At 61.5% G+C, this 22852-nt stretch carries 21 protein-coding genes; 11 read left to right on the forward strand and 10 right to left on the reverse strand.

The window, feature by feature from the left end; translation table 11 throughout:
• The first annotated feature begins 58 nt into the window (after positions 1-58).
• Positions 59-457, forward strand: a complete 399-nt coding sequence (locus V8J63_RS19090; RefSeq protein ID WP_125927407.1) for a DUF6124 family protein — start codon at positions 59-61, stop codon at positions 455-457.
• Between the two features lie 104 nt (positions 458-561).
• Here the strand turns inward: V8J63_RS19090 and V8J63_RS19095 are convergent, their stop codons facing one another.
• Positions 562-780: a hypothetical protein gene (locus V8J63_RS19095; protein WP_073471324.1), complete on the reverse strand. Its 219-nt coding sequence runs from the start codon at positions 778-780 to the stop codon at positions 562-564.
• Positions 781-875: 95 nt separating this feature from the next.
• Between V8J63_RS19095 and V8J63_RS19100 the strand changes: the two genes are divergently transcribed.
• Positions 876-2027, forward strand: coding sequence for a M14 family metallopeptidase (locus tag V8J63_RS19100; protein WP_122698442.1), 1152 nt, complete (start codon positions 876-878; stop codon positions 2025-2027).
• A 59-nt stretch (positions 2028-2086) separates the two neighbouring features.
• Here the strand turns inward: V8J63_RS19100 and V8J63_RS19105 are convergent, their stop codons facing one another.
• Both V8J63_RS19105 and V8J63_RS19110 read right to left on the reverse strand, forming a co-directional pair.
• Positions 2087-2632, reverse strand: a complete 546-nt coding sequence (locus V8J63_RS19105; RefSeq protein ID WP_160768781.1) for a cytochrome b — start codon at positions 2630-2632, stop codon at positions 2087-2089.
• A complete protein-coding gene (locus V8J63_RS19110; protein ID WP_336464492.1) occupies positions 2629-3735 on the reverse strand; it encodes a catalase family peroxidase in 1107 nt (368 codons plus the stop codon). Before V8J63_RS19110 ends, V8J63_RS19105 begins: the two co-directional genes overlap by 4 nt.
• Before the next feature lie 156 nt (positions 3736-3891).
• Between V8J63_RS19110 and V8J63_RS19115 the strand changes: the two genes are divergently transcribed.
• The 4 genes from V8J63_RS19115 to V8J63_RS19130 all read left to right on the forward strand — a co-directional run bounded on the left by V8J63_RS19115 (position 3892) and on the right by V8J63_RS19130 (position 7850).
• On the forward strand, positions 3892-4398 hold the full coding sequence (locus tag V8J63_RS19115) for a sigma-70 family RNA polymerase sigma factor (protein WP_336464493.1): 507 nt from the start codon (positions 3892-3894) through the stop codon (positions 4396-4398).
• The gene (locus V8J63_RS19120) at positions 4395-5150 is read left to right on the forward strand and encodes an anti-sigma factor family protein (RefSeq protein ID WP_024013445.1); all 756 of its coding nucleotides are present in this window, start codon (positions 4395-4397) and stop codon (positions 5148-5150) included. The genes V8J63_RS19115 and V8J63_RS19120 overlap by 4 nt, the downstream gene beginning before the upstream one ends.
• Before the next feature lie 97 nt (positions 5151-5247).
• Positions 5248-6378, forward strand: a complete 1131-nt coding sequence (gene zapE / locus V8J63_RS19125; protein WP_336464494.1) for a cell division protein ZapE — start codon at positions 5248-5250, stop codon at positions 6376-6378.
• Positions 6379-6536: 158 nt separating this feature from the next.
• Positions 6537-7850, forward strand: a complete 1314-nt coding sequence (locus V8J63_RS19130; RefSeq protein ID WP_336464495.1) for a protein kinase — start codon at positions 6537-6539, stop codon at positions 7848-7850.
• A gap of 102 nt (positions 7851-7952) precedes the next feature.
• On the opposite strand, the gene V8J63_RS19135 is transcribed toward V8J63_RS19130, so the two are convergent.
• Positions 7953-8657 (reverse strand): YebC/PmpR family DNA-binding transcriptional regulator, encoded by a 705-nt coding sequence (locus V8J63_RS19135; protein WP_073471330.1) that lies wholly within the window; start codon positions 8655-8657, stop codon positions 7953-7955.
• A 221-nt stretch (positions 8658-8878) separates the two neighbouring features.
• On the opposite strand from V8J63_RS19135, the gene V8J63_RS19140 reads away from it, so the two are divergent.
• The gene (locus V8J63_RS19140) at positions 8879-10267 is read left to right on the forward strand and encodes a type VI secretion system Vgr family protein (protein WP_336464496.1); all 1389 of its coding nucleotides are present in this window, start codon (positions 8879-8881) and stop codon (positions 10265-10267) included.
• An 8-nt stretch (positions 10268-10275) separates the two neighbouring features.
• On the opposite strand, the gene V8J63_RS19145 is transcribed toward V8J63_RS19140, so the two are convergent.
• Both V8J63_RS19145 and V8J63_RS19150 read right to left on the reverse strand, forming a co-directional pair.
• On the reverse strand, positions 10276-11667 hold the full coding sequence (locus tag V8J63_RS19145) for an FAD-dependent oxidoreductase (protein WP_336464497.1): 1392 nt from the start codon (positions 11665-11667) through the stop codon (positions 10276-10278).
• A gap of 72 nt (positions 11668-11739) precedes the next feature.
• Complete coding sequence (locus tag V8J63_RS19150) at positions 11740-13065, reverse strand: MFS transporter (RefSeq protein ID WP_336464498.1); 1326 nt, start codon at positions 13063-13065, stop codon at positions 11740-11742.
• A 271-nt stretch (positions 13066-13336) separates the two neighbouring features.
• On the opposite strand from V8J63_RS19150, the gene V8J63_RS19155 reads away from it, so the two are divergent.
• Positions 13337-14209 carry a LysR family transcriptional regulator gene (locus tag V8J63_RS19155; protein ID WP_336464499.1) on the forward strand — a complete coding sequence of 291 codons (873 nt, stop codon included), beginning with the start codon at positions 13337-13339 and terminating at the stop codon, positions 14207-14209.
• Positions 14210-14334: 125 nt separating this feature from the next.
• Here the strand turns inward: V8J63_RS19155 and V8J63_RS19160 are convergent, their stop codons facing one another.
• Complete coding sequence (locus V8J63_RS19160; RefSeq protein WP_125927383.1) at positions 14335-15201, reverse strand: LysR substrate-binding domain-containing protein; 867 nt, start codon at positions 15199-15201, stop codon at positions 14335-14337.
• Positions 15202-15314: 113 nt separating this feature from the next.
• On the opposite strand from V8J63_RS19160, the gene V8J63_RS19165 reads away from it, so the two are divergent.
• Together V8J63_RS19165 and phnX are read left to right on the forward strand one after the other, a co-directional pair.
• Positions 15315-16424 (forward strand): 2-aminoethylphosphonate--pyruvate transaminase, encoded by a 1110-nt coding sequence (locus V8J63_RS19165; RefSeq protein ID WP_336464500.1) that lies wholly within the window; start codon positions 15315-15317, stop codon positions 16422-16424.
• 141 nt (positions 16425-16565) lie between these two features.
• Positions 16566-17393: a phosphonoacetaldehyde hydrolase gene (phnX, locus tag V8J63_RS19170; RefSeq protein WP_150634910.1), complete on the forward strand. Its 828-nt coding sequence runs from the start codon at positions 16566-16568 to the stop codon at positions 17391-17393.
• Positions 17394-17477: 84 nt separating this feature from the next.
• On the opposite strand, the gene V8J63_RS19175 is transcribed toward phnX, so the two are convergent.
• From V8J63_RS19175 to V8J63_RS19185, 3 genes are all read right to left on the reverse strand, one after another.
• The gene (locus V8J63_RS19175) at positions 17478-18176 is read right to left on the reverse strand and encodes a hypothetical protein (RefSeq protein WP_277751624.1); all 699 of its coding nucleotides are present in this window, start codon (positions 18174-18176) and stop codon (positions 17478-17480) included.
• A gap of 211 nt (positions 18177-18387) precedes the next feature.
• Positions 18388-19311, reverse strand: a complete 924-nt coding sequence (locus V8J63_RS19180; RefSeq protein ID WP_130889200.1) for a 1-aminocyclopropane-1-carboxylate deaminase/D-cysteine desulfhydrase — start codon at positions 19309-19311, stop codon at positions 18388-18390.
• Between the two features lie 162 nt (positions 19312-19473).
• Positions 19474-21513, reverse strand: a complete 2040-nt coding sequence (locus V8J63_RS19185) for an NADPH-dependent 2,4-dienoyl-CoA reductase (RefSeq protein ID WP_336464501.1) — start codon at positions 21511-21513, stop codon at positions 19474-19476.
• A 208-nt stretch (positions 21514-21721) separates the two neighbouring features.
• Here V8J63_RS19185 and V8J63_RS19190 point away from each other — a divergent pair, with 208 nt between their 5' ends.
• Positions 21722-22852 carry a nitrilase-related carbon-nitrogen hydrolase gene (locus tag V8J63_RS19190; protein WP_122612106.1) on the forward strand — a complete coding sequence of 377 codons (1131 nt, stop codon included), beginning with the start codon at positions 21722-21724 and terminating at the stop codon, positions 22850-22852.

Here is a 22852-nt window from a genome sequence, read left to right on the forward strand (position 1 = left end):
CAGGCGGTACTATCCTAAGGAAACGGACTTTCAATCGAACATGGAGTGACGTTTCATGATGAACATCAGCAGCAAAGACCTGCCCGATCTGCAAATCGACACCAGCTTCACCTCCCCTCAAGGCAATGCCGCCGCACAGCGCGCGCTGGACTACTACTTGAAACCGGCTGTTTCAGAACCCGAGACGGACGAACGTTTTTTCAATGTCAAAGGCCATCTCAGCGGCGAGGAAGCGCTGGTGCATGCCTCGGATCTGTTGCGATGTGCAGCCGCCACCGCGTTCAAGGCCGCAGAAAACCTTCAAGGCACCAATCGCGATCTGGCCTTTTCGGTGGTGCACATGGTGGATATGGCGCGGGCGATGGTCGACCATTCGATCGACAACGACGAAGTCACGGCGGACAAGGTACGGGCGGGCAGGAAAGAATTTTCCCATCGCGCAGATAAAAACATTTGACTTGCAAATGATAATGATTATTATTGCAAGCAGCTGGTCGCGAGATCAGTCGATGGACCAGAGACCTTAGGTCGGTCTTCTGGACTATCTCCTCATCAGGCTAATCACGGTTTTTGACCCGGCTTTTTGCCGGGTCTTTTTTTGCCCGTTTTTCGGGCTTGTGTCTTCAGGCTAATGAAGTCTTTAGGTGCTGCAAATTCGATGGCGCGGATAATATCAAAAGAATATTGATTGGCAAGCCGAGCCCGGCGACATTGGGCAAAACTAATGGCAATCAGCACTTGAGAATCAATCGCATAGCCTCTAAGCTGCTGGCGCGTCACGGAAGACGCCCCCCGCTACACCCGCAATTCCCCTCGGTTTCAGCCCTGCCTGCGTGTAAAGTACCGGTCATAAAAATCCTGCTCTGGAAGCGATTATGACCGTGGCCAAATCTTCGTTCGACATCAGCGCCAATTTCGACAGCGGCAATATCCAAGTCATCGACATCAGCAACCCGCTCAATCCGGTTCTGGCCATCCGCCCGGACACCCGCAGCGCTCATTTTCAGTGGTTCCACTTCAAGGCCAGCGGCCTGCATGTGCATCAGGAACACTGGTTTCGTCTGGTCAATGCCAGCCAGTCCTCCTATAACAAGGCCTGGACCGGCTATCAGGCAGTTGCTTCCTACGACCACGTCAACTGGTTCCGCATCCCCACCAGCTTCGAAGGCGACAGCCTGCGCTTTTGCCTCGAAGCCGAACAGACCCACGCTTGGTTCGCCTACTTCGAGCCCTACAGCCGCGGCCGTCACGACTGGTTGATCGAACAGGCGCTGAGCAAGGCTGGCACCGAATTGCTGGCGACCGGCAAAAGTGTCGAGGGCCGCGACATTCAACTACTGCGCAAAGGCACCGGTGCCGAAGGCCAGCGCAAGATCTGGATCATCGCCCAGCAGCATCCGGGCGAGCACATGGCGGAATGGTTCATGGAAGGCGTGATTGAGCGTCTGGAGCGCCAGGACGATCCGGTATTGAACAAACTGCTGGCCAGCGCCGATCTGTATCTGGTGCCGAACATGAACCCGGACGGCGCCTTCCATGGCCATCTGCGCACCAATGCCATGGGTCAGGACTTGAACCGAGCCTGGCAGAACGCTAGCCAGGACATCAGTCCGGAAGTGCTTTTCGTCCAGCAGCAGATGGAAAAATATGGCGTCGATGCGTTTATCGACGTGCACGGCGACGAGGAAATCCCCCACGTCTTTACCGCCGGCTGTGAAGGTAATCCTGGCTTTACACCGCGCATCGAAAAGCTTGAAGAGCATTTCCGCAGCCATCTGAAGCACACCACCAAAGACTTCCAGACCACCTACGGCTACACCCGCGACGAACCGGGACAGGCCAACATGACCCTGGCCTGCAACAGCGTCGGGCAGAAATTCGACTGCCTGTCGCTGACCCTGGAGATGCCGTTCAAGGACCACGACGACCACCCGGACAAGATCACCGGCTGGTCGGGCAAACGTTCCAAGCAATTGGGCAAGGATGTGCTGACCACCCTCGCCGACATGGTCGACACCCTGCGCTGATCCCCTCCTCTGTAACGACAAAAGATCGCAGCCGACCTGCGATCTTTTGCTTTAAGCGGTCAGCCGCGATCACGTCCGCGCAACATGCTGTCGAGCACTTCGTCACGACGCACCCAGCCATGGAACAGCGCCGCCGCCAGATGCAGCAGCACCGTCAGAAACAGCAGATACGCCAGATAGCCATGGGACTTGCGCAGCACCGCAAACAGTTGCGCGTCAGCCGGCACAATCGACGGCAGATGCAGCGACGCCGTGAGCATCACCGGCTCGCCCGAGGCACTGATCATCGCCCAGCCGAGCAGCGGCAACACCAGCATCAACGCATACAACAAGAGGTGGGAAGCCTTGGCTGCCAGCACCTGCCAGCCCGGCAGATCATCCGGCAGTGGCGGTTGTCGTGTGGTGAAGCGCACCAGCAGGCGCACGATCACCAGCGCCAGAATCGCGATGCCCAGCGGCTTGTGCAAATGAATCAGCCATTCATGGCGAGACGACACCGAAGTGACCATGCCCGCGCCGATAAACAGCATGGCGATGATCATCAGCGCCATCAGCCAGTGCAGCAGGCGCGCCAGCAAAACGAAATGCGTCGGTTGCTTGCTCATGGACGAGCCTCCTGTTTGGCGGCGGGCAACTGGCTGACTTCGCTGGTGCGACGCAGGTAGGAATCGGCGTAGCCGGCCGAACGCGCGGCCAGCAGTGGATCTTCCGAGCCTTGAATCCCGGCCGGCAGCACCAGCGGGTCGTAGTTGATGTCACGGCATTCGCCACTGAGTTGCGGCTGGGTCTTCTCCAGCACCAGGGTTCCAGCGTTCAGCACTTTGCGATCTGCGGGCCAGGTCTTGCTGGCATCGTTGACCGGGTCGTCGGCGTTGGCCAGGGTGATGTTCAACTGGAAGCGCAAAGGTGCGGCGGCCAGGCGGTGCACCAGATCCTTCTCGAGAAAGTCCGCGCCTTCAGGGGCTGTGGCGCCTGCTGCGTCCTGCGCCAACGGGGTCATGCTCCACCGCACGGCCTGTTTTTTACCGTTGCCATCGACCAGATAGAACGCATTGATGCTGTTATAGGTTTCGGTCGCGTAGCTGGCCGAAGGCTTGGCGGTCTTCACCCACGTCAAGAACGGCACGGCTTCCGGGTGTGCAGCAAAGAACGCCGGCACCTTCGTCGGGTCGGGCTTGCCAGTGGCTGGATCCGGCGACTGCGCCTGCTGCAATTGGTAGAACGCTTCAGGCGTGCCCACCGGAAACACCGGCATGCTGTTCATGCCGGTGCGCCATTGCTGACCGTTCGCCTGGGTGAAGCGCAGCGCCAGACTGCGGATCGGTACGGCGCTGTCCGGCGCATAGGGATTGCCGGCCGGCAAGGCAAAACGCCCCACCACCGGTGTCTGCGGCAGGTTGAACACCTGTGCCGTGGAGAACGCGCGCGCCTCGCCGCTGCTTTCGAAATGGCCTATCACGCACACGCCCTTGGCGTGATTGCGACGAAAGCCGGGATGCACGCCGTTGTTCTTTTCCAGCACATCGACCAACGCTTTTGGCGTCAATCGTTGTGGGTCAAGGTTGCCATGCACGTAGGCAAACGCCCCGGCCACGGCGGCGACAATCACGGCAATGCCGCCCAGGCGAAAAATCAGGCTCGCGGCGCTCAGTGGCTGGCGCGGCGGCCTGCCGGGCGGTGCAGCGTTGGGGGACGAGCGATCAACCATGAATATCTCCAGGCCATCGGCCACAAGTGGAAAGAGTCAGCAAGACGCACCCCGTCCGGGTTTATTCCACGGCGCGGTATTTATTTTTGCGCACGGGGAATAACCTGCGCTGACGGGCGTCTTCCTAGTCCACAGCGTAGCGACCAGCAGAAATTCATGAGCGAATTCGACGAACAGTTGAGAGAAATCATTCCCAGATTGCGCCGCTTCGCCGTGTCGTTGACGCGCAACAGCAGCAGCGCTGACGATCTGGTCCAGGCCAGCCTCGAGCGGGCGCTGGCGGCGTGGGGGGAAAAACGCGCCGAAGGCGACTTGCGCGCCTGGCTGTTCGCAATTCTCTATCGGCAATTTCTCGATGCGCACCGTCGCTCGCGGCGCTATGCGCGCATGCTGGAATTTTTCACCGGTCGCGACGATGCCGAGCCGTCGGTGGAACGCACCGTGATTGCCCAGTCGACCCTGCAAGCCTTCGAACGCCTGCCCACCGAACAGCGCGCTTTGCTGCTGATGGTCTCGGTGGAAGGTCTGTCCTATAAAGAGGTCGCCGAGATCCTCGGCGCCCCGATCGGCACCGTGATGTCGCGCCTGTCCCGCGCCCGCCAGGCCTTGCGCCAACTCAGCGACGGCGAAATCAGCAGCCCTTCCTTGCGGATACTCAAATGATCAGCCTGCCTCCCAGCGAACGAGATTTGCACGCCTACGTCGACCACCAGCTCAGCGACGCCGATCGGCGCGTGCTCGAGACCTGGCTGGCCAGCCACCCTGAAGAAGCGGCTCAGGTGCGCGCCTGGCAACGCGACGCCCAGCAGTTGCGCGCAGCGCTGAGTGGCGCCTTGCAGCAACCGGCCAATCCGGCGCTCGACCCGATGATGATTCGCCAGCGCCGCCGCCAGCAGTCCCGTCGCCACCTGGCCAGCGCGGCGGTGTTGCTGATTGCCGTGAGCATCGGCGGTTTCAGTGGCTGGCAGGCCCGGGAAATGACCCTGGCGCGCCCTGCGCCATTGCCGATGACTGACGCGTTGCAAGCCTATCGCCTGATCGCCCAGCAAGGCGTACTGCCCGCCGATTACAAGGTCGACAGCGACGGCGACATGCAGCGTTGGCTCGACCGCTACTTCAGCGGTGCCGGGCGCTTGCCGGACTTGAAAGCTGCCGGATTCGAGCCGGTCAGCGGGCGCTTGCTCAGCACCGATGAAGGCGCGGCGGCGATGGTGATGTATGAGGATGGCAGCGGTCACAAAGTGAGCTTTTACCTGCGTCCACCGGGGCCGAAAAACACCCTGCTGCCGCGTGGCTCGCGCAGCGATGGCGATCTGCAGGCCGATTACTGGTCAGGGCCGGGCTACAACTATGCGGTGGTCAGCCCGACCGACTCGCCGGCGGCAGAGTTGCTCAAGCAATCGCCACCGTTCTGATGGTGATATTTCATGGAGCCGACGCCCGGGCTCTGGTTACACTGGGGCCACCGCGCTCGCTGTGGAGCCGGTCTGAGAAACCAGGAGCCTGTCCCGCGTGCCCGCCCGAACGCCGAAACGATCACGACTGAGCCAACGCTGGCCGTTGCTGCGCCGCCTGTTCGGCAAAGGCCTGCCCGCCAGCGCCGGCCACGATGCCCACGCTGCGACCATCCGCGATTATTTCCGTGACAAGGCCAAAAGCCAGGGCTACACCCTCAGCCGCAGTCAGCAACAAGTCATCGACTGCATGGCGCAGCAAGCCAGCGTGCTGCTCGGCGACAGCGGCCACACCCCGCCGAGTCTGTACCTGTACGGCGCCGTCGGGCGCGGCAAGAGCTGGTTGCTCGACGGTTTTTTCCAGGCGCTGCCGATCACGCGCAAACGCCGCCTGCATTTCCATCAGTTCTTCGCTCGGTTGCACGACGGCATGTTCCGTCATCGCTTGGAGGAAGACGCGCTGGAAATCACCTTGGATGAGTTGCTGGAAGATTGCCAGGTGCTGTGTTTCGACGAGTTTCACGTGCATGACATCGGCGACGCGATGCTGATCACGCGGCTGTTCAAGGCCCTGTTCAAACGGCAGATCATGCTGCTGGTGACCTCCAACTATGCACCCGAGGGCCTGCTGCCTAATCCGCTGTATCACGCGCGCTTCAAACCGGTGATCGAGCTGATCAACACGCGCATGCGAGTGATGGAAGTCGGTGGCGCCCACGACTACCGCGCACTCAACCGCCAACACACGCATCAAGTGTTTACCCAAGGACATTACGTATGGCCGGCGACGGCAGCTCAACGTCAGACACTGGACCTGCCACCAGCCGACGCGCCTGCCCTTGCCCTCGAAGTTGGCAAGCGCCAGCTTCAGGCCCGTTTTTGCCAAGGCCGGCGAGTCGCGTTCACCTTCAACGACCTGTGCGAACAGCCAACGGCAGTGATGGATTATCTGCAACTGTGCCAGCGTTTCGACCAGTGGATCATCGATGAGCTGCCGCAGCTCGGCGAATGTCCGATCGCCGTGCAGCAGCGCTTCATCAATCTGATCGACGTGCTCTACGATCAGGACAAACACCTGACCCTGCTCGGCCAACTGCCGCTGGGCCAGAGCCTGGAAGGTCACGCCATCGACCTGGCGCGCACGCGCAGCCGGTTGGGGCAATTGCAGGAAATCCACGCTCCCAACTGACTCCCTACCCTGTGAGAGCGAGCCCTGTGGGAGCGAGCCTGCTCGCTCCCACAAGGTCCCGGGACAACTCAAAATCCGTTCAGCATCCGCTTTACCGCTATCATGTCGCCCATTCCAGCGCCCCCGCGTCGCTCCACCGATCAATAGCGAAACCAGACATGCACACCCTTGCTCAACTGCGCGCCGGCGAGCTGTCCGGCATCCCCCGCCTCGACCTGTCTTGCGGGCTGACCGAATTCCCCAACGAAATTTTCCAACTGGCCGAGACGCTGGAAGTGCTCAATCTCAGCGGCAACGCGCTGAGCAACCTGCCAGAGGATCTGCATCGCCTGACCCGCCTGCGCGTGCTGTTCTGCTCCGACAACCAGTTCAGCGAACTGCCGGCGTGCCTCGGCCAGTGCACCGCGCTGACCATGGTCGGCTTCAAGACCAACCGGATCGTCAATGTGCCCGCTGCCGCCCTGCCGCCGCAGCTGCGCTGGCTGATCCTCACCGATAACCGCGTCGAACGCCTGCCCAGCGAACTTGGTGAACGCCCCGCTTTGCAGAAGCTCATGCTCGCCGGCAATCGGCTGCAAACGCTGCCAGACTCCCTGCGCCACTGCCATCGGCTGGAATTGCTGCGCATCGCTGCCAACCAACTCAGCGAACTGCCGCAGTGGTTGCTGACCTTGCCGAGCCTGACCTGGCTGGCCTACGCCGGCAATCCGCTGGAGACCGAAGCCGATGCCGCTGCCCTTGAGGCCACGCCGCTGATCGACTGGTCGGCGCTGCGCCTGGAGCAGCAACTGGGCGAAGGCGCTTCCGGGGTGATTTCCAGGGCAGTCTGGCAGCGCGACGACGGCACGGCGCTGGCGGTTGCGGTGAAGCTGTACAAAGGCGAGATGACCAGCGACGGCTCGCCGTTGCATGAGATGAACGCCTGCATCACCGCAGGCCTGCACCCGAACCTGATCCGCGTCGAAGGGCGCATCAGCGGCCATCCCGATCAACAGCAGGGGCTGGTGATGCAACTGATTGATCCGAGCTTCGGCAATCTCGCCGGTTTGCCCAGCCTGGACTCGTGCTCGCGGGATGTTTACGCCGAAGATTGCCGGTTCCCCGCCGAGGTCGCCCTGCGCGTCGCCAAAGGCATCGCCTCAGCGGCCGAGCACCTGCACCGCCAAGGCATCACCCACGGCGATCTGTATGGCCACAACATTCTGTTGAACGATCAGGGCGATTGTCTGCTCGGGGATTTCGGCGCGGCGTCGTTTCATGCCACCGGCGATGATGTGCAGACGCGCGCATTGCAGCGCCTGGAAGTCCGTGCGTTCGGTGTGTTGTTGGGGGAATTGCTGGAGCGTGTCGACTCAGGATTGAGTACGGAGCGCCGCGCGCAACTGCAGGCGCTGGAACGACGTTGCTGTCAGGCCGATGTGCTGGGGCGGCCGGGGTTCAGTGAAGTGATCGAGGTGCTGGAGAACCTGTGACCGCTGCACGGTCAATCGCCAGCAGGCTCGCTCCCACAGTTGAAATACATTCCAGTGTGGGAGCGAGCCTGCTCGCGAAGAGGTCATTACTGGCGCGACAGATCAGCCAGCCAGACCGACGAACATGTCCTGCACGTCATCATGGTTGTCGAGGCCTTCGAGGAACGCTTCGACTTCAGCCATCTGCTCGTCGCTCAAGCCGCTGACCGGGTTCTTCGGCTGGTAGCCGAGTTTCGCCGACAATACGGTGAAACCTTGTTCGGGCAGGGCTTTCTGCACAGCGTCGAGGTCAGTCGGATCGGTGAGGAACAGCGTCGCGCCCTCTTCACCCGGCTCGAAATCCTGGGCACCGGCTTCGATCGCAGCCATTTCCGGATCGGCATCCGGGCTGTCCGGCGAGGCTTCGATCATGCCGACGTGGTTGAACATCCACGCCACCGAACCGGAAGCGCCCAACTGGCCCTTGCGGAACGCCACGCGGATTTCCGCGACGGTGCGGTTGATGTTGTCGGTGACGCATTCGACGATCAGCGGCACCTGATGCGGGGCGAAGCCTTCGTAGGTCACGCGATGGTATTGCACGGTTTCACCCAGCAGACCGGCGCCTTTCTTGATCGCGCGATCGAGGGTTTCTTTTGGCATCGAGGCTTTCTTCGCCTGTTCGACCACCAGACGCAGGTGTGCGTTGGTGGCGGTATCGGCACCGTTGCGTGCAGCAATGGTGATTTCCTTCACCAGTTTGCCGAAGATCTTCCCTTTGGCGTTGGCTGCCGCTTCTTTGTGTTTAACCTTCCACTGTGCGCCCATTACTCACTCTCTTGATCTGTGGCGCCGAGACATCTATTGGCCGACGCGTGGCGGCAAGTTTATACGGCCTAAAGTCGGCAATCGACCAAAAAAACAGCCGACGGAATCGACATCTTCACCAAAGCATGTAGGGGGATTCTGAAAAGCGCCTTTGACATGACCATTCAGGCCGACGGTTTCGTACCCTTGAAACCCCGTATCGCCTGACAGGGCCTGCTCGAATGCTCAATGACAAGGAAAGTCCCTTCACCCTTACGCTGACCGACAGCGGATTGCGCCTGCCGGTGGTGCGTTTTCGCGGCGAGGAAGCGCTGAACCAGCCTTACCGTTTCGACATCGAACTGCTCGGCCTGGCCCCGGCCATCGTCCCGGGATCCTTTCTGCACCGGCCGGCCTTTCTGCGGCTCAGTGAGCAGCACGGGTTCCACGGCGTCATTTCCAGCGCCAGCTGCGAACATCGCGGGACCCATCGGGTCGGCTATCGACTGATTCTGGTGCCGCATCTGCAACAACTGGCGCAAAAGCACAAGCGCCGCGTGTTTACTCACCTGAGTACGCCGCAGATCATCCAGCAACTGCTCGAAGAACATGCCCTGCCAGCGCACAGCTACCGCATTGAAACGAGCGTCGGTCACTACCCGGCAAGGGCGTTTTGCATTCAGTACGAAGAAAGCGATCTGGCCCTGCTGCAGCGGCTATGCGAAGAAGAAGGCATCCACTATCACTTCGAACATGGGCCGGACGGACACGTCGTGGTGTTCGCCGACGACAGCCTGAGTCTGCCGCAGGAACCGGTCGAAATCCCTTTCAATGCTGATGAGCAACCACCATCGCCCTGCGTCAGCGCACTCTATCAACAACATCGCGCGGCGCCCGTGCCGATGCTGCATGCGGTGCGCAATCGTGGCCAGCCAACCGGCAACGCCGAAGCCGCCAACGAGGTCTCGACCGAGTTGCCGATGCCCGCGCGATCGCCGGAACGTCTGTACGCCGAACAGCGCAGCCGGCGCCATCTGCAACGCCAGCGCTGCCAGTTGCGTTCCATTCACGGGCGCAGTGATTGCAGCGATTTGCTCAGTGGACGACTGCTGCTTGTGGCCGACCATCCGATTCATCATTTCAACGAACAATGGCTGATATGCGCCGTGCGCCACCAAGGGCAGCACCCTTCGATACTTGATCCGGCGCCAAGCGTTCAGCGTTATCACAACGACTTCACTGCGCAGCCCTGGTCGACCGATTTCCGTCCGCCACTCAAACAAGCTCGCCCGAATATTGCCGGTTATCACTTGGCGAAAGTCGCGGGTGCGCCTGGGCAACCTGCGCAAGTGGACGAAAACGGCTGCCTCGCTGTAAGCCTGTGGCCGTCTGCGGATAAATCCGCCAGCGACGCCCTGTGGCTGCCGATCGCCATGAGCCGGTTCAGCGGCCCCGTCGCCATCGATCAATTACCGCGTGCCGGCAGTGACGTGTGGGTGAGTTTCCTCGACAGCGATCCGGACCGACCGATCCTGTGCCTCAGCCACGCACGCCAGCCACCGGAGCGCGAATCAGCGCCCGCGCGCGACAGCCTGTTGCTCGACTGGCTGAGCCACCGCGCCGAGCATTGATCGGCGCCTCAGCCTTTGTCCGCCTTGCCCGCCGCCGCCGCGAATTTCGCCAGGCGCACGTCCAGATGCCGAGGCCGGCGCCCGTGATCTTCGGCGCGCTCCTTGCGGCGGATGGCGTTGCGCACCATCAGCGAGCCGAGGTAGCGAATCGGTTCCGGCGGGAAATAACCCAGCGGCCCGTTGACCAGCGGCGAACGGGTCCACGGGTTATCCAGGCCCTGCACCAGCGCGGCGAGAATCTGCCCGCCCATATGACACGGGCCGACGCCGCTGCCGGAATAACCGAAGCCGTAAAACACGTTGCCCGCCGAGCTCATCTGGCCGAAGAACGGCAAACCGGTCACTGAACGATCCGACGGGCCGTTCCACGTCGCGTCGATTTTGACCTCGGCGAAGGCCGGGAAAAAATCCCCGAGACTGCGCTTGAGCAATCCGGCATAAGGCGACGGCTGATCGAACACCGGCAGCATCCGCCCGCCATAGGCGAAGGTGTTGCCGCCCTTGCCGAGCATGATCCGGCCGTCCGGGGTGTTGTGGTAGTAGTGCACGAAGATCCGCGAATCGAGGACGCTGACGCCGCTGGTCAAACCGATTTGCTGCAGCAGGTCCGGGCGCGGTTCGGTGATCAGCATGTCACTGGAAACGATCGCCACACTGCGCTCGAACTGAGGAAACGCGCGGGCCATCCACGCATTCATCGCCAGCACCACGCGGTCGGCGATGACCTTGCCGCTGGGTGTGTGGATGCGTGCCGGGCGGCCCTCTTCCAGACCGGTCATCGCCGTGCCTTCATGTATCTTCACGCCCAATTGCAGCGCCACCCGGCGCAGACCGCGTACCAGCTTGCCCGGTTGCACGCTGGCAGCCGCCGGGGAAAACCAGCCCTCCAGATGTTTTGCTGAGCCAGCCATGCGCTGCACATCGGCAAGCGGGCGCTGGCTGAACGAGTTGATGCCGTTACGCTCCAGCGCCGCGATCACCGCGTCAGTTGCGCCGACCTGGGCGCGATTGGTCGCGGTGTACAGCGTGCCGTCGAGGCGGTAGTCGGCATCGACGCCGTACTGCTCGCAGAACTCGCCGATCGCATGGATGCTGCGCTCCGACTCCCTGACCAGACGCACCGCTTCTTCGACGCCGAACAAGCGCTCCAGGGTGAAATACTTGGCCGACCATGACAGTGCGCAACCACCGTTACGGCCACTAGCGCCGGCACCGCAGATGTCTGCTTCGATCAGCAGCACCTCCAGCTCCGGGTTTTGCTGCTTGAGCATGATCGCCGTCCACAATCCGGTGTAACCACCGCCAACGATGCACACATCCGTGCGCACCTCGCCTTGCAGCGGTGGACACTGCTCGGATGGGTCGGCCTGCAAGGCTTGCTCGAGCCAGAACGGTCGCATGGGAAATCTCCAGTCAGATAGCCACGACGCAGCCTGCCGCGCACCGCGCAGCAGGCCACGGGGCGAAGGGTTTCAGGAACGCAGCGGTTTGACGCTCAGCGGGCAGTTGGGGATCGCCGCGCGCGGCTCCATCACGCCGACCGGCCGACTGTTCCAGTGCGGAATCAGCACCAGCGCCGAGAACAGCGCGCATCCGGCGAAGACGATAAACACCGTCACCGAGTCGAAGTAGCCCGGCAGCAAACCGCCGAGCACCGCGCCAACGGAGCCGCAGCCGTTGACGAAACCGGCGGCGGTGGCACCGGCCTTGGCCTTGCCGAAATCGATGGCCGCCGCACCGCTGATCATCGAGTCCGGGCCGTACAACGTCAGGCCCATGACGAACAGCAACGCGACAACGAGCAACACGCTGCCGGTGTTCAGCGCAGCCATGAACAGCGCCAGCGTCACGGTCAGCGCCAGCAGACTCAGCACGCAGGCCGGCATGCGTCGGGCGCCGAACAGTTTGTCCGAGGCCAGGCCGATCATGATCGGCCCGAGCAATCCGGCCAGTTCAAACGCGGTGGGAATGATCGCCGCGCCGACCTTGCCGACACTGGGCATCTGTTCGAAAACAATCACAGGGCCCCACAACAGAATCGCGTAGCGCGCCGGTTTCAGCAGGAAATACGCCAGGCCCAGCACCAGCACCGTGCGGTTGCGCAGGATTTCCTTCAACGGCTCCCAGACGCTGAGTTTGCTGTTGGCTGCGGCTTCTTCGGCGGTCAGTTCCGGCTCGGGCTCCACCGCCGGCAAGCCGACGTCTTCCGGTTTGTTGCGCTGGAAGATAAAGAACAGCACGGCGACCACCGCGACCACCGCCGCGCTGGAAATGAATGCCGCGTGCCAGGTGCCGACCAGCGTGTAGGCCCACCAGCCGGCGAACGGCGAGGCGACCAGACCACCAAACGCGTAACAGGAACTCCACAAGCCGAGCACGCGCCCGCGCTGCTCTGACGGGAAAAAGCTGCCAAGGTTTTTACACAGCCCGGACCAGCCAGTGGACTGCGCCAAACCTTGAATCAACATGCATGTGGCGAAGATCGGCAATGTAGCGAAACTGCCCATCACCAGCGCCGCAGCGGCGGATATCAGCAAGCCGCCAAACACCACCACTCGCGGGCCAAAGCGATCGGCGAGCATGCCCCAGGTGAACTGTCCGAGGGCATACGCCGCCAGATAGATCGCGTCGAGGTTGGCCATGGCCATTTTGTCGAGGGTGAAATCAGGGTCTTCGGCGATGCCCAGTTTGGCTACCGAAAAGGCTTTGCGGGTGAAGTAGAACGCGGCGTACGCGAGCCAGGTAATAGCGAAGATCTGCACGCGCCAACGCGCCAGGGTGCCGATGTGCTTGTTCATGGTGGTTCTGACCTCAGGGTGTGAGTGTGCCGGCAGAATCGATTAAGAAAAACGCCTGTGTTTTTTATTGTTGAGCACTGCGTTACCGCCCCTTCCCTTCGGCGATAACGGTCAGATGAGTCTGCTGTTGCACGCACAGGCTCATGGGCCGGCGCTGCTGTTCGACCGAACAGTCAGCGATGGCGTGAGCCGATCAAAGCAATTACTGTTTAATAAATAAAATCGATTTATCGTATTTCACACATAAGCTGAGCTTGTTACTGGAGCCACCATGTCCGTCTCTCATGCCCAACTCAAAGCGTTCCATGCGGTGGCCGTCCATGGCAGCTTCACCCGCGCCGCCGAGCGGCTTTATCTGACGCAACCGGCGATTTCCGACCAGGTACGCAAACTCGAAGAACGCTTCGGCGTGCTGCTGTTTCACCGCAATAAACGTTCCGTGCGCCTGACCGACCTGGGCGAGCGCCTGCTGGCGATCACCCAGCGCCTGTTCGTGATCGAAGCCGAAGCGCAGGAATTGCTGCAGGAATCCCAGGCCCTGCAGACCGGCAGCCTGATTCTCGCCGTGGACGCGCCGATCCACGTGTTGCCGCAGATCGCGCGGTTCTGCGAGCGCTACCCGGGGATCAGCGTGAAAATCGAAACCGGCAATACCGATGAATCGCTGTTTCGCCTGTTCAACTATCAGGCCGATCTGGCGCTGCTCGGCCGCGACGTGACCGATGAACGCTTGCTGTGCGTGCCGTTGCGCAACGATCCGATGGTGGCGTTCGTTTCGCGCAATCATCCGTGGGCAGAGCGCGAATCGATCTGTCTGGCCGATCTGGATGACACGCCACTGGTGCTGCGTGAGATCGGTTCAGTAACCCGGCAGACCCTGGAAGAGGAAATGGCCCGAGCGGGCTTGCGCATTCGCCCGGCGATTCAGGTTGAAGGTCGGGAAGCGGCGCGCGAAGCCGTCGTGGTGGGGATCGGGGTTGGTATGGTTTCAGCGGCGGAGTTCGGCGCCGACTCACGGGTCTGCGCGTTGCCGATCACCGACTGCACGAGGCGCCTGACCGAAACCCTGGTGTGCTTGCGCGAACAGAGTTCGCGGCGGGTGGTGGCGACGTTTCTCGATATGGTTCGCGAGAGCCTGACCTGACTCACTCCCTGTCCTGATCGTTCCCACGCTCTGCGTGGGAATGCCTCAACGGACGCTCCGCGTTCGGCTATTGGATGGGACGCAGAGCGTCCCGGGCTGCGTTCCCACGCAGAGCGTGGGAACGATCACGGTGCGGCTGGCGCCAGATCAAAAAACGCCTGAATCAGGCGCAACTCGCGCCGGCGCTCCATGCAGCCAATCATGTGCCGGTTCACCAGCCCTTCCCCGCCAATCGGGACCGCCACCACGCGCGGGTCATGACTGACCTCCACCGATGACACCACACCGACCCCCAACTCGGCCGCGACCGCTTCGGTCACCGCCTCGCGACTGTCCAGCTCCAGCAACACCCGCGGCTGAATCGACGCCTGCATACACGCCTGGTCAAACGTGCGCCGGGTAATCGAAGTCGGCTCGCGCAGGACCATGATCACTTGGTCCAGCTCCTTGAGTTTCACTTCCCCGGAGCGATTCGCCCAGCGATGCCCCGCCGGCACCAGCGCGCAGATCCGCGATTCGCTCAGCGCTTGCAGATGCAGGCCCTTGCGCGGCTCGACCTCGGTCAGCACCGCGACATCGGCGTGTTCCGACAACAGCGCCGCCAGGGTTTCCTGCGCGTTGCCCAGACGCAGGTTGACGGTGATGCCCGGATAGCGTGCGCGCAGGCTTGCCAGCATCGGCATGACCATGTGCGGCCCATCCGCCGCCACCTCCAGACGCCCGGTCAGTAACTGCCGATTGGCCTCGAGCAGCGTCTGCGCTTCTTCCGCCAGGCCGAACATGGCGCGGGTGATCGCTGCCAGTTTGGTGCCCTCCTCGGTCAATTCCACCCGTCGCGCGGTACGCCGCAGCAAAGTGATCTGGTAATGCTCTTCCAGTGCCTTGATGTGTCCGGTGACTGCCGGCTGGCTGATGAACAACCGCGCAGCCGCGCGGGTGAAGCTGCCTTCGCGGGCCACGGCATCGAAGGCGCGCAGCTGAAACAGGTTCATGGATAACCCTCACTGATGGCTGGCATAACAACAAACAATTTGATTGATGCAACGGCGAATTGCAACGTAGGCCCCGTAGCTTCATCCCACAGCGTTTTCGCGAGGACACACGAATGAGTACCGCCGCACCGATTCTGCTCACTCCCGGCCCGTTGACCACTTCGGCCCGCACCCGTCAGGCCATGATGGTCGACTGGGGTTCGTGGGATGACCGCTTCAACCAGCTGACCGCCAGCCTGTGCGAGCAATTACTGGCCATCCTCAACGGCGCCGCCAGCCACCATTGCGTACCGTTACAGGGCAGCGGCACCTTCGCTGTCGAAGCGGCGATCGGCACGTTGGTGCCGCGCGACGGCAAAATCCTCGTGCTGATCAATGGCGCGTATGGCAAGCGTCTGGCGAAGATCTGCGAAGTGCTCGGCCGGTCGTTCAGCACCTTCGAAACCGCCGAAGACGAACCGACCACCGCCGCCGACGTCGACCGCTTGCTGCGCGCCGACTCTGACATTACGCACGTGGCGCTGATCCACTGCGAAACCAGCACCGGCATTCTCAATCCGCTGGCAGAAATCGCCGAGGTCGTTGCGCAACACGGCAAACGTCTGATCATCGACGCCATGAGCTCATTCGGCGCATTGCCCGTGGATGCGCAAAACGTACCGTTCGACGCGCTGATCGCCGCCTCCGGCAAGTGCCTGGAAGGCGTACCGGGCATGGGTTTTGTCTTCGCCCGCAAGGAATCGCTGGCCGCCGCGGCTGGCAACTCGCACTCGCTGGCGATGGACCTGTACGACCAGCACGCCTACATGATGAAAACCGGGCAATGGCGCTTCACCCCGCCCACCCATGTGGTCGCGGCGCTGCACGAAGCGCTACTGCAATACAGCGAAGAAGGCGGCCTGCCAGCGCGGCATGCGCGGTATGCGGCGAACTGTCAGGCGCTGATGGAAGAGATGAACAAGCTCGGTTTGCGCAGCTTCCTGCCGGCGGCGATTCAGGCGCCGATCATCGCGACTTTCCATGCGCCGCAGGATCCGCGCTACCAGTTCAAGGACTTCTATGAGCGGGTCAAGGCCAAGGGTTACATCCTCTACCCCGGCAAACTGACCCAGGTCGAAACATTCCGCGTCGGCTGCATTGGCCACGTCACCCCGGACGAAATGCGCAAGGCCGTAGCAGCAGTGGGTGAAGTGCTGCGCGAGATGGAAGTGCTCGACATCTGAGCCTCACCTCAAATCCCCTGTGGGAGCGAGCCTGCTCGCGAAAGCGTCGTCCCAGGCGACACATAGGCTGATGTCAGACCGCTTTCGCGAGCAGGCTCGCTCCCACATTTTGATCTCATATTCAAATCAGGAATTCACGCCATGAACTACACCAATCCAAGCAAGCTGCAAGCCGCGATCCTCGACTGGGCCGGTACCGTGGTCGATTTCGGCTCGTTCGCGCCGACGCAGATCTTCGTCGAAGCCTTCGCCGAGTTCGATGTCCAGGTATCGATCGAAGAAGCCCGTGGGCCGATGGGCATGGGCAAGTGGGACCACATCCGCACCCTCTGTGATCAGCCGCAAGTGGCCGAGCGTTATCGCAAGGTGTTCGGTCGCACGCCGACCGACGATGACGTCACCGCTATCTACAACCGCTTCATGCCGTTGCAGATCGAGAAAATCGCCGAGCACTCGGCCCTGATTCCCGGCGCGCTGGACGCCATCGCCCAACTGCGCGCGCAAGGCATCAAGATCGGTTCCTGCTCCGGCTACCCGAAAGCGGTGATGGACAAAGTCGTCGAACTCGCCGCCAGCAACGGCTACGTCGCCGACCACGTGGTCGCCACCGACGAAGTGCCCAACGGTCGTCCATGGCCGGCGCAAGCGTTGGCCAACGTGATCGCTCTGGGCATCGACGATGTTGCAGCGTGCGTGAAGATCGACGACACCGTGCCGGGCATTCTCGAAGGTCGCCGGGCTGGCATGTGGACGGTTGCGCTGATTTGCTCGGGCAACGCGCTGGGTCTGGACTATGAAGGTTTCCGCGCGTTGGGCAGCGACGAACTGGCCAGCGAACGCCAGCGCATCCACGCGCTGTTTGAAAGCTCGCGCCCGCATTACATGATCGACACTATCAGCGATTTGCCGGAAGTGATCGCCGACATCAACAAGCGTCTGGCCAACGGTGAGATGCCGCAAAACGCCTGAGGCTGGAAAACTAAAACACCGCTGATGGTAATCAGCGGTGTTTTTTTTGCACGGCCTTGAATGAAGACATCGCTTGGTTATGACTTATTCGGAAATAAGGTTACCTTGCGCATCGTACGCAAGACCATCGGGATGTTTAACACTTCCGTCCGGCAATTGTTCAGTTCCATCTTCCCAGACAATACGGCCATCCGGATATTCAACGGTATTATCCGGCCAGACGATTCGCCCGTCCGGATACTCTACCCGGCCGTCTTCATATTGAATGATGCCGTCGGGACGCTTGATCGAAGTTTTATCTACAGCGACTACGCTGCCGTCAGGCAGTGTGGTGGAGCCATCGACATTGACTTTCGCACCAATTGTTTGAATCAGCGTTATCAAGGCCACAGGATCGATGTTGATGTTAAGGGTCGGCCATGGCATTGGCGGACGCTTGGTGTCAACCGGGGCCACTGGTTTGGTTGGCGCCACTGGCTTGGTTGGCGCTACCGGCTTGGTTGGCGCCACTGGCTTGGTCGGCGCTACCGGCTTGGTCGGCGCCACTGGCTTGGTTGGCGCCACTGGCTTGGTCGGCGCTACTGGCTTGGTTGGCGCTACCGGCTTGGTCGGCGCCACTGGTTTGGTTGGAATTACTGGCTTGGTTGGCGCAACTGGTTTGGTTGGCGCAACTGGCTTTGTTGTTACCGGCTTTGACGTAGTGGTAATAGGGCGAGGCTTCGAGATCGGACTTTTCATATTCACACTCAAATTGATAAATATAGTTTTGATCTTTAATAACAAACTAAAGAGCCGACCCGACAATAATCACGCACAACCAACTATTCAAACCAAAAGAAACCACAAGATATAAACAACATAGAGTTACGCTGCACAGACCAACGTACAACAATAACTTTCAATAAACAGAAGTCATAAACCGTAAAACTCGCACTTCGATTGATTGCAAATATCATCACGCCGCAGGTTGGCATGTATTGATCGCGACCATCGGCTACATCGCTGCAAATCCGCGCCGTCCCTGCAGGCCACCCGTGTGGGCAAAGACCAGACGCGTGCCGACCGCGAATTCGCCTGACTCGACATGCTGCTTGAGCGCCAGCAAGGCCTTGCCGGTGTACAGCGGTTCCAAAGGGATGCCGCTGGTTTGCTCGGTCTGATCGATGAAGGTCAGCAACGCCTGGTCAACTTTGGCGAAACCACCACGGCTGGCATCGATCAGTTGATAGTCAGCCGCAGGCTCGGTGGCGTGCGCGAGGATCGACTCGATGTTCGGCGCTACGCCGTGATCATCCGGCACTGCCAGAGCACCGTACACCACGCGCTTGCCTTGCTCGGCGAGCGCCAGTCCGGCCAGTGTCGTGCCGGTGCCACAGGCCAGCCACCAGGCGTCGAAATCATTCCAGCCCAGCTTGGCCAATTGCTCTTCGGCCTGCTGCCTGATCGCTGCGCAACCCAAGGCGCCGGCCAGTCCACCACCGCCCTCGGGCACCGCATGCAGCGTAGGAAATTGCGCTTGCCATGGCACCCAGAATCCCGCTTCGTGCCGCGCGCGGTAGCCGGCGTAACCGAGCCAATGCAACTGCATGCCGAACGTTTGCAAATCCCGCACTGTCGGCGTGTCCTGCGGGTGCCCGCGCAGCAGTCCCACGGTTTTGAATCCCAGCCGCTTGCCCGCCGCCGCCAGCGCGTGCAGGTGATTGGAATGCGCACCGCCAAGGCTGATGATGCCCTCGGCGCCGGCACGCTCGGCGGCTTTGAGATGTTCAACGAGTTTGAACCACTTGTTGCCGCTGATCAGCGGGTCGATGCGGTCCAGGCGCAGGATCGCGACCTCGATGCCGGCGTCTGCCAGCCAGCCTAGACGGAGCGGTTCGAGGGGGGCTTGGGCTAGCCAGTCGGGGGGAGGCAAAAGCATAAATGCCGGCTCTGTCTGCAGAGCCGGCATCTTAACAGCAGTGGCAAAAAACCTGCTGTTTGCAAGCGAACCTGCTCGCGAAGGCGTCGTGTCAGGCGAAATCCTCATAGCTGACGCTCCGCTTTCGCGAGCAGGCTCGCTCCCACAGGTGATGCGGTGCGCTTACAACTCAGCCGCCAGCCGCGAACCCTGATTAATCGCGCGCTTGGCATCCAGCTCCGCAGCCACATCCGCGCCGCCGATCAAGTGTACGTTCTGCCCGGCCTCAACCAGACCATCGTGCAACTCACGCAACGGATCCTGCCCCGCACAGATCACGATGTTGTCCACCGCCAGCAGTTGCGGCTCACCGCTTTCGCCGATGCGAATGTGCAAGCCTTGGTCATCGATGCTCAGGTATTCGACGCTGTTGAGCATCTGCACCTGCTTGTTCTTCAGACCGGTGCGGTGAATCCAGCCGGTGGTTTTACCCAGACCGTCGCCGACCTTGGTTTTCTTGCGCTGCAACAGGAACACCTCACGGGCCGGCGCATCCGGCGCCGCATTGATGCCCGCCACACCACCACGGGCCTCCAGTTGCGTGTCGATGCCCCACTCTTTCCAGAACGCCGCGCGATCCAGACTGGTGGCCACGCCTTGATGAACGAGAAATTCCGAGACATCGAAACCGATCCCGCCCGCACCGATCACCGCGACACGCTTGCCGACCGGCTTGCGCTCGAGGATCACATCCAGATAACTCAGGACCTTGGCATTCTCGACGCCCGGAATCGCCGGCACGCGCGGGGCGATACCGGTGGCTAGGATGATCTCGTCGTAACCGCCTTCAACCAACTTGGCCACGTCGACGCGTGTGTTCAGGCACACCTCGACATGGGTGGTTTGCAGCTTGCGGTTGAAGTAGCGCAGGGTTTCGAAAAACTCTTCCTTGCCCGGTACGCGCTTGGCGATGTTGAACTGGCCACCGATCTCGCTGGCCGAATCGAACAGCGTCACCTGATGACCGCGCTCGGCGGCCACGGTGGCGGCGGACAAACCGGCAGGGCCGGCACCGACCACGGCGATTTTCTTGATCTGCTGCACCGGCAGGTAATTGAGTTCGGTTTCGTGGCAGGCACGCGGGTTGACCAGGCAACTGGTGAGCTTGCCGCCAAAGGTGTGGTCGAGGCACGCCTGGTTGCAGCCGATGCAGGTGTTGATTTCGTCGGCGCGGCCTTCGGCGGCTTTGTTGACGAAGTCCGGATCGGCGAGGAATGGTCGGGCCATGGAGACCATGTCGGCATCGCCCTCGGCAAGAATCTGCTCGGCAATTTCCGGGGTATTGATGCGGTTGGTCGTGATCAGCGGAATGCTCACCGAGCCGCGCAACTTGGCCGTGACCTTGCTGAACGCTGCACGCGGAACCTTGGTGGCGATGGTCGGAATCCGCGCTTCGTGCCAGCCGATACCAGTGTTGATGATGGTCGCACCAGCCTGCTCAATGGCTTTGGCCAGCATGACGATTTCATCCCAGGTGCTGCCACCTTCGACCAGATCGAGCATCGACAGGCGGAAGATGATGATGAAATTCGGCCCGACCGCTTCGCGCACACGACGGACAATTTCTACCGGCAGGCGCATGCGGTTTTCGTAGCTGCCACCCCAGCGGTCGGTGCGGTGGTTGGTGTGCGCGGCGAGAAACTGGTTAATGAAGTAACCTTCCGAGCCCATGATCTCGACGCCGTCGTATTCGGCGGTTTGCGCCAATACCGAGCAGGTGACGAAATCGCTGATCTGCTTTTCGATGCCCTCTTCGTCCAGCTCTTTGGGCTTGAACGGGTTGATCGGCGCCTGAATCGCGCTCGGTGCTACTTGTTTCGGGCTGTAGGCGTAACGCCCGGCGTGAAGAATCTGCATGCAGATCTTGCCACCCGCCTCGTGCACCGCGCGGGTGACGATGCGGTGCTTGAGCGCCTCTTCTTCAGTTGTGAGCTTGGCCGCGCCGGAATACACGCCGCCCTCGTCATTCGGGCCGATGCCGCCGGTGACCATCAGGCCGACACCGCCACGGGCACGTTCGGCGAAGTACGCCGCCATGCGCTCGAAGCCGCCCGGCTTTTCTTCAAGGCCAGTGTGCATCGAGCCCATCAGGGTACGGTTGCGCAGCGTGGTGAATCCCAGGTCCAGCGGGGCCAGCAAATGCGGGTAATGAGCGGCGGTCATCGGTAACTCCACAACGAGCGATCACGGAAAAGTTGCGGGAGCTCTGCGTCCCCCGTCAGTCATGTTCGACAGACTAAGAGTCGCACCGCTGTCACTCAATGACCGTAACTGACAAGTTATTGATCCAAATGCGCAGCGCCCCTTGGCAATCAGGGCCATGGGCCCTACCCTAGGCGCCACACTCTGTACCCGGCTGTTGTTGGTTTTCATGCGCAAACTTCTGTATCTGTTTTTCTCCATGGCCCTCGTTGCCGCCCTGACCACCTACGCCATGTGGGCGGCAGACCGGCCGGCGGGACATTACCTGTCGGACCTGCGCATCAAGCTCGCCGTCAATCAGGGCACGCCCGCCGACCGTGGCAATCTGCTCGGCATTCAGCCCGAACTGTTCCCCACCGATTACCAAAGCTCCGCACGCCTGCACCGCAAACTCGCGGCGTATCTGCAGCAGGCCCGCGATCAGGGCTTGCTCAACGAAAAAACCGTGGTGGTGTTGCCCGAGCACGTCGGCACCTGGCTGATGATCAGCGGCGAGAAAGACGAGTTGTATCAGGCGCCAACGCTGGCGGAGGCAATGAACTGGCTGGCGGCGAGCAATCCACTGCTGTTTGCCCGTGCCTGGCTGCGGGCCAAGGGCGAGCAACGTCTGGATGACGCTTATCTGCGGATGAAAGCGAAGGCCATGGCCAAGGATTACCAGGCGCTGTTCGGCGGTCTGGCCAAGGAGTTCCAGGTCACCCTGGTGGCCGGCTCCATCGTGCTGCCGGAGCCAAGCATCCGCGACGGCCGGCTCAAGCCCGGCAGCGGCGCCCTGTTCAACAGCAGCGTGGTATTTGGTCGCGACGGCGTACCGTTGGGCCAGCCGCAGCGGCAGATGCATCCGATCTTTGATCAGCAAGGTGTGATTCAGGCCGAAGACAAACACGCCATACAGGTCGTCGATACCCCGGCCGGACGCCTGGGCATCCTGATCGGCAGTGACAGCTGGTACCCCGCCAACTACCGCACCCTCGATGAGCAAGGCGCGCAACTGGTGGCGGTGCCGGCGCAGGTTATCGGCCAAGGCGCATGGGACAAGCCATGGCGTGGCTACAAGGGTTCGAGCACGCCGGGCTCGGTCAGCCTCAAGCCCGGCGACCTCAGTGAAGGTCAGGCCTGGCACCGACTGACCCTCACCGCACAACCACCGAGCAGCCACGCGATTGCCGGCATGAGTGTGTTCATGCGCGGGCAGTTCTGGGACAAGCCGAGTACCGGCACAAGCTTTCTCAGCAGCAACGGCCAGCAGTTCGCCGATGGCGAGGCCCGTGGTGCGCGCTTGCTGAACGTCTGGCTGTAA

The sequence above is a fragment of the Pseudomonas sp. CCNWLW23 genome (assembly GCF_037095675.1).
In the GTDB taxonomy this organism is placed as follows: Bacteria; Pseudomonadota; Gammaproteobacteria; order Pseudomonadales; family Pseudomonadaceae; genus Aquipseudomonas; species Aquipseudomonas atacamensis.

Coding starts and splice junctions, on each gene's coding strand:
- V8J63_RS19140 (WP_336464496.1), top strand. CDS start 8,879: ATGCTCAATGACAAGGAAAGTCCCTTCACCCTTACGCTGACCGACAGC.
- V8J63_RS19185 (WP_336464501.1), bottom strand. CDS start 21,513: ATGACCGCCGCTCATTACCCGCATTTGCTGGCCCCGCTGGACCTGGGA.
- V8J63_RS19180 (WP_130889200.1), bottom strand. CDS start 19,311: ATGCTTTTGCCTCCCCCCGACTGGCTAGCCCAAGCCCCCCTCGAACCG.
- V8J63_RS19090 (WP_125927407.1), top strand. CDS start 59: ATGAACATCAGCAGCAAAGACCTGCCCGATCTGCAAATCGACACCAGC.
- V8J63_RS19135 (WP_073471330.1), bottom strand. CDS start 8,657: ATGGGCGCACAGTGGAAGGTTAAACACAAAGAAGCGGCAGCCAACGCC.
- phnX (WP_150634910.1), top strand. CDS start 16,566: ATGAACTACACCAATCCAAGCAAGCTGCAAGCCGCGATCCTCGACTGG.
- V8J63_RS19130 (WP_336464495.1), top strand. CDS start 6,537: ATGCACACCCTTGCTCAACTGCGCGCCGGCGAGCTGTCCGGCATCCCC.
- V8J63_RS19155 (WP_336464499.1), top strand. CDS start 13,337: ATGTCCGTCTCTCATGCCCAACTCAAAGCGTTCCATGCGGTGGCCGTC.
- V8J63_RS19110 (WP_336464492.1), bottom strand. CDS start 3,735: ATGGTTGATCGCTCGTCCCCCAACGCTGCACCGCCCGGCAGGCCGCCG.
- V8J63_RS19190 (WP_122612106.1), top strand. CDS start 21,722: ATGCGCAAACTTCTGTATCTGTTTTTCTCCATGGCCCTCGTTGCCGCC.
- V8J63_RS19100 (WP_122698442.1), top strand. CDS start 876: ATGACCGTGGCCAAATCTTCGTTCGACATCAGCGCCAATTTCGACAGC.
- V8J63_RS19105 (WP_160768781.1), bottom strand. CDS start 2,632: ATGAGCAAGCAACCGACGCATTTCGTTTTGCTGGCGCGCCTGCTGCAC.
- V8J63_RS19160 (WP_125927383.1), bottom strand. CDS start 15,201: ATGAACCTGTTTCAGCTGCGCGCCTTCGATGCCGTGGCCCGCGAAGGC.
- V8J63_RS19120 (WP_024013445.1), top strand. CDS start 4,395: ATGATCAGCCTGCCTCCCAGCGAACGAGATTTGCACGCCTACGTCGAC.
- V8J63_RS19145 (WP_336464497.1), bottom strand. CDS start 11,667: ATGCGACCGTTCTGGCTCGAGCAAGCCTTGCAGGCCGACCCATCCGAG.
- V8J63_RS19150 (WP_336464498.1), bottom strand. CDS start 13,065: ATGAACAAGCACATCGGCACCCTGGCGCGTTGGCGCGTGCAGATCTTC.
- V8J63_RS19165 (WP_336464500.1), top strand. CDS start 15,315: ATGAGTACCGCCGCACCGATTCTGCTCACTCCCGGCCCGTTGACCACT.
- V8J63_RS19115 (WP_336464493.1), top strand. CDS start 3,892: ATGAGCGAATTCGACGAACAGTTGAGAGAAATCATTCCCAGATTGCGC.